Genomic DNA, 6,507 nt, shown 5'->3' on the forward strand with positions numbered 1-6,507 from the left:
ATCGCGGGCAAGGGCGGCGACATGGACATCCTCGCCGGCGCGATAAATGCCGCGTTCGGTCCAGGCATAGACGTCGAGCGCGCCGGGCGCCGCGCGCCCGGTGACGCCGCGGTCCGACAGGTCGAAGCCGGCCTTGGACATGTCGAGGAAGACGAAATCATTGTCGCCCTGCTTGGCCATCAGCACGGCCGGAACCATGCCGCCGTCACCGCGCGTCAGGCCGGGATTGAAGACGGCGTGGCCGTCGGCATCCGATGTCGCGGTGCCGAGAACCTCGTTGTTACGAGCAACCAGGGTCAGTTCGGCGCCGGCGATCGGCTTGGCCGAGCCCAGCGAACGGGCAAAGACATTGAGCCCGTCCTGGCCGGTATAGGTCGACAGGCCGATGTCGGAGACGACGAACCACTGCGTGGCCATCGAATTGTAGTCGTCGCCCTTGGCGTCGACGGCCTGTGCGGTCAGCACATAGACGCCGGGCTTGCGCTGCGGCAGCGCTTCGTCGACCGGGAAGGAGGTGGTGACCTCCTTGTTGAGGTCGTTGACGATGTCGAGCTTGCCCTGCCAGACCGGCGCGCCCATCTGCTCGGAAATGTTGGAAATGTCATAGCCGTCGAGCTGGTGCAGGAACTGGTAGCCCGACAGAAGCTGCGCCAGCGAGCGGTCGCCGATGCGATAGAGCTTCATTTCGGCGGCATTCATGTTGACGGTGACGACCGGAATGCCGCGGCGCGCGCCGGCCGGCAGCACGAAACTGTCGCCGGTGAAGCGGGCGGACGGGGCGCGGTCCTGCACATAGATCGACAGCACCACGGGAGCGGCGGTCACTTCGCCGATGGCCGCCGGCAGGCCGGCACGGAAGGTGACGTCATAATGCTGGCCGTGTTCGAGGCCTTCGACGCAGATCTGCTTGTCCTTGGCCTCGACACCCTTCGGCGGCGCATTGTCGACAGTCACGAACTGCGCGTAGTCGACGCCGGTCTTGACCAGTTCCTCGGAGAATTGCGCGCAGATGCGTGGCGCGCTGGTGTCGGCATCGACGCTGTGGTCGACGACACGGAAACCCTTGCGGGCCTTGAGATCGGCATAGTCGGCCTGCACGGCCGGCGACGCCACCAGCGCAAGGCTCGCCTCATAGGCCTGCAGCGCCGGGCGATAGAGATCACGTTTGTCGAGGCCGGCGCCAAGCAGCGCCAGCACGTCCGCGCGCGTCTTGGTGGTGCGTAACAGCTTATAGGCGTTGAAGGCGGCGGAAGTGCTGTTCATCGGCAAAGTCGACGCTTCGGAGGTGTTGGCGGCGGGCTGCACGGCCAGCGTTTCACGCGCCAGATTGAGCCAGAGCTGGCCATCATCGGGCATCACCGAGACCGCGGCCTCGTATTTCTGCATCGCGGAGCGATGATTCCCGGTCAGCACGGCCTGTTCGGCCGAGTTGATCAGCGCGGCCATGCCTTCGGTCGGCTTGTCGAAGGCCGGGCCAAGCAGCCTGTTGCGGTACTGCTGGGCCTGGTCGGCCATCCAGTTGGGGAAGAAGGTCAGTTCCGGCGGCGCGCCGATATCGGGATCGCCGTCAATGTTGACGACCTTGCCGGCAACCGCGCCGTTGAACGGTTTCAGCTGGTTGTAGTCGGATTTGAGAAAGCACCATTTGGCCTTGGTGTTGTAGGTGAAGGCGCGGCAGGCTGGATCGCCGAGGCATGTCGTCTTGCACTGGTCGAGGGTGACATTCTGGTCGGATCTGAGATCAAAGCCGAAATAGTCGGAATTGTCGGTCGTTGCGATTCGCCGGGCCTCGGCCGCTTGCGCGACGCCATTCCAGGCTAAGACATTGGCCCAGGCGAAGAAGAGAAGGATCAGGATCGACAGACCACGAGCCGCGCGCATTGCCATTACACCCTCCAGACAATTGCAGACGTCCAGGCATGTTCAAGCTCCAGGCCAGCTTGTCAACACAGGACGCGGCAGGGTTCCGCCTGCCAACGGTTTCCTTTCCGGCCGATGACCGGTAGTACCTCCATAGGACAGGGGATCACGCATTCTTGCGGCGACGCAAAAGGTGTGAATTCCAAGCCCGTCCTATTTGAGACAATTGGATTGTGGCCCCTTTACGAGCGCTTCAGAACTTCATTCCAATTTTAGTTTTGTAACCTAGGTTGTGTTAATGCCGGCGTATGAAGAGCAGATGTCAGGGGGGACCGCGCCAGGGCGCGTGCTTTGCCGCGCCCTGCTCTTGGCCATGATCTGCGCGAGTGTGCTGGCCGCCGGATCAAGCCCTGCGGCCGCGTTCGAGCTTTTCGGCATCAAGCTGTGGGGATCGTCCAAAGATGAGGACGCCGATATTGTCGATCCGCTGCGCTATGTCGTGACCATCACCGCGCCCGATGCCGACAAGGATCTGGTCAAGAAGCTCGAAAGCGCCTCGGCGCTGAAGGGCGACGAGGACCGGCCGGTCCCGGGTTCGCTCGGTCTGATGGCCAAGGCGCGCAGCGACCGTGAACAACTGGTGGCCGCCCTTTTTGCCGATGCCCGCTACGAAGGCGTGGTCACCATCACCATCGAGGGCAAGCCGCTAGACGACTTGCCGCCGGACGCCGAGTTCAAGGGTCCGCAGCCGGTTCCGGTGGCGATCAATATCGTCGCCGGGCCGAAATTCACCCTCGGCAACATCAGGCTGGAGGGCGACGCGGCGGGGCTGATGAGCGCCGATTACGGTCTGATATCGGGCGGCGACGCCGGATCGGGGGCGGTGCTCAAGGCCGAGGCGCTGATCGTGCGGACGCTGAAGGAGCAGGGCAGGCCGTTGGCCAAGGTCACCGACCGGCAGATCGTCGCCGACCATGCCACCTCGACGCTCGACGTGACGCTGACAGTGGCGGCCGGGCCGGTCGCCGGCTATGGCGCGACCACGGTGGAGGGCACCGAGAAGGTCGACCGCGATTTCACCGAATACATGACGGGCTTGAAGCGCGGCAAGCAGTACTCGCCGCAGGAGATCAGCGACGCGCGCGACAGGCTGCTGGCGCTGGAAGTCTTCAACAGCGTCACCTTCAAGGAAGCCGACAAGCTAGACGCCGACGGCAACATCCCGATCGGCGTCCAGGTCAGCGAGCGCAAGCCGCGCTATTTCGGCCTGGGCGGCACCTTCTCGAACACGGAAGGGCTGGGCCTGGAAGGCTATTGGGGCCACCGCAACCTGTTTGGCCACGCGGAAAAGCTGCGTATTGATGGCGCCATCAGCGGCATCGGGAGCAACAATCTGTCCGACCTGAACTACAATGCCGGTATCATGTTCCAGAAGCCCGGCGTGATCGGGCCGGCGTCGAAGTTCTTTGCCAGCTTCAAGACCGTGCTCGAGCATCCGGATGCGTATGACCATTTCTCGGTCAAGGGCAGCACCGGCCTGTCCTACGAACTCGACAAGAAGCAGACGGTCTCGGCGGAAGTGGCGCTCGACTATTCCAGGATCACGGATGCATTCGGCAAGCACACCTACCTCATCGCCAGCGTTCCCCTGCAATATGTCTATGACAACAGGGACAGCAGACTGAACCCGACCAGGGGCTTCCGGGTGCTGGCCTATGCCGAGCCGAGCTACGACATCCTGAGTGGCGCCGCCTTCCTCAAGCTGAAGGGCGAGGGATCAGCCTATCAGTCGCTGGATACGGCCTCGAAGTTCGTGCTGGCCGAGCGCGTCGCCGTCGGCTCGATCGTCGGCACCGGGCTGGAGAACGTTCCGGCCGACCGGCGCTTCTACTCCGGTGGTGGCGGTTCGGTGCGCGGCTATGCCTATCAGGGCATCGGCCCGAAAGATTTCACCGGCCAGCCGATCGGCGGCCTGTCCTTCTTCGAGACCTCGGTCGAAATGCGCATAGCCGTCACCGATACGATCGGTATCGTGCCGTTCGTCGATGCCGGCACGGTGTCGACCAAGTCGGTTCCCAACTTCTCCGACGTCAAGGTCGGCGCCGGTGTCGGCCTGCGTTACGTCACGCCGTTCGGCCCGCTGCGCATCGATGCGGCGGTGCCGCTCAACCGCGATCCCGGCGATCCGCATTTCGGCATCTATGCCGGCATCGGGCAGGCGTTCTGACATGAAGACGGTGTGGCGCATCCTTCGCATTGTCCTTTACACGGTGCTGATCGTGGTCGCGGGCGCGATCGGCGCGCTCGTTGTCCTGACCAAGACAGAGCGCGGACGCGACAATCTCGCCGGCATCATTTCGCGGCTTGCTTCGAACGACGACCGCAAGATCACGGTCAGCGGCATTGACGGCATCTGGTCGGGCGCTCTCAGCGTCGACCATGTGGTGCTGGAAGACCGCCGGGGCGCCTGGCTGGTGGCGCGCAAGGTGGCGGTCGACTGGTCGCCGCTGGCGCTGCTGTCGAAAAGCTTCAGCGCCGACCGCATCGCCGCCGAGCGCATCGAACTCGCACGGCTGCCGGCAGGCGGCACGCAGCCGCCGGCGCAGGGCGGCACGACGACGCTGCCGGTTTCCATCGACATCAGGCAGATCGACCTGCCTGAAATCGCCCTTGGCCAGCAGCTGGCCGGCAGCGGCATCGCCGAACTCGCCGCCAAGGGGATGCTCAAGGCCGACGCGACACCGCTCGCGCTCGAGACGGTGCTCAACGTCACCCGCCATGACGGCAAGCAAGGCAATGTCGACGCCAAGATTCACTTTGCACCGGCAGACAACAGGCTCGACCTTGACCTCAAGGCCTCGGAGCCGGCCGGCGGTATCCTCGCCAATCTGCTCAAGCTGCCCGATACGCCGCCGGTCGAAATAGCGGTCTCGGGCACGGGACCGCTGGCCAACTGGAATGGCATCGCCACATTCATGGTCGACGGCAAGATCGTCACGCAACTGACGGGCCGTCATCAACTCACCGACAAGGGCAACCACGTCGAGGCCAAGGGCGACGGCGAGTTCGCGCCTTTCCTGCCGGAAAATCTCAGACCGCTGTTTGCCGGCAAGACCGCCTTCGATGTCGCGGGCACCGCCACATCGGCCGGCGGCATCAGTGTCGACCGGGCCAGCATCGAAAGTGACGCCATCCATGGCACCGCGACCGGCATTGCCGACCCCGCCGGCGCCAGCGATCTGTCGGTCGAAGTAGCGGCCAAAAGCGCGCCGGTGCAGATCACCGTGGGAAGCGCGGCGCAACCGATCACCATTGCGATCAGGAACGCCACCGCCCGTGCCTTCGGCGACGGCAAGGCGCCGATAGTCGATATCGGTGCTTCGCTGGCCTCGGTGGTTGCGGGTGGTACCCAGCTCAACGATATTTCGGCACAAATCCATTCCGACGGCTTCGACATCCAGAACCGCGCCGGGCCGGTCGCCGTCAAGCTGACGGCGGGCGGGCTGAAGACCGACGTGGCGACGCTGGCGCCGCTGGTCACCGGCAAGGTCGCTGTCGACCTCGCCGGATCGCTCAGCAAGGACGCCATCACCATCGACCAGGGCACTCTGCGCTCCGATGCGCTGAACGCCTCGCTGACGATGACGGTGGCGCTTGCCGATCTGTCGATGCAGCTCAAGATGAATGCCGATGCCGTGTCGACGGCCCTGCCGCCGCAGATCAGCTCGGTGCTCGGCGAGCGGGTGAAGTTCTCGGCCGCCGCGACGCGCGATCCGCAAGGCGCCTTTGCCGCCAACTCGATCTCGTTGACCTCGGGCTCGCTCAGCGCCAGCGGCACCGCCAGTGCGCAAGGCAGCGACATCCAGGCCGACATCAAGGGTACGCTGGGCGATGTTTCGGTGCTGTCGCCGATGGTCGGCGTGCCGGTCGCGGGCGGCGTCGATTTCACCCTATCGGCAAGCGGCGCCAGGACGGCGCCGGATTTCACCGTCTCCGCCAACAGCGCCAGCCTGACGGCCTCGGGCCGCACGGTGAAGGCGATCAAGCTGACGGCAAGCGGCAAGGCGGACATAGCAAGCCCCTCGGCCGACGTTTCGCTGACCGGATCGGTCAACGACCAGCCGCTCGATCTCAAGGCGGCGCTGGTGACAAGCGAGGGCAAGCGTTCGATCAATGGTTTCCTGGTCTCGCTCGGCGACAACAAGGTATCCGGCGATCTAGCGCTCGATGATACGTTCATGCCGCTCGGCACGCTGACGCTTGCCGCACCCGCGATCGATCAGCTGGCGGCACTCGCCGGTCAGGCCGTGACCGGCGACATCAACGGCACGATCCTCTTTGCCGAGGACGGCGATGCGCCATCCGTCACCATCGATGCCAAGAGCACCGCTATCGCACGTGGCGAAGTGACGGCCAAGACGATCGCCGTCAATGCGCTGATCGCCAACTATCTCAAGGCACCGGCGATCTCGGGCACGATCAAGGCCGACAGCGTCACCTCGGGCAGCACCGAAATCAGCGGCATCGGCGTCGACCTGAAGCGCGACGGCGACTGGACCAATTTCACCGGCGGCGCCACCATCGCAGGCATTCCGGCGACCGCCGCCGGCAGGGTCAAGATCGCTGAGGGCACCACCAGCGTCGAGA

At 64.6% G+C, this 6,507-nt stretch carries 3 protein-coding genes; 2 read left to right on the top strand and 1 reads right to left on the bottom strand.

The annotated features are described in order from the left end of the window. On the bottom strand, positions 1 to 1,887 hold a 1,887-nt coding region (locus C1D09_RS03285), incomplete at its 3' end, for a PAN domain-containing protein (protein ID WP_246135642.1). A 271-nt stretch (positions 1,888 to 2,158) separates the two neighbouring features. Here C1D09_RS03285 and C1D09_RS03290 point away from each other — a divergent pair. Together C1D09_RS03290 and C1D09_RS03295 are read left to right on the top strand one after the other, a co-directional pair. Beyond that, on the top strand, positions 2,159 to 4,087 hold the full coding sequence (locus C1D09_RS03290; RefSeq protein WP_143972971.1) for an autotransporter assembly complex protein TamA: 1,929 nt from the start codon (positions 2,159 to 2,161) through the stop codon (positions 4,085 to 4,087). 1 nt (position 4,088) lies between these two features. Then, positions 4,089 to 6,507 (top strand): translocation/assembly module TamB domain-containing protein (locus tag C1D09_RS03295; RefSeq protein WP_484177368.1); only part of this gene is annotated, 2,419 nt, incomplete at its 3' end.

The organism is Mesorhizobium intechi (assembly GCF_002879535.1).
Taxonomy (GTDB): domain Bacteria; phylum Pseudomonadota; class Alphaproteobacteria; order Rhizobiales; family Rhizobiaceae; genus Mesorhizobium; species Mesorhizobium intechi.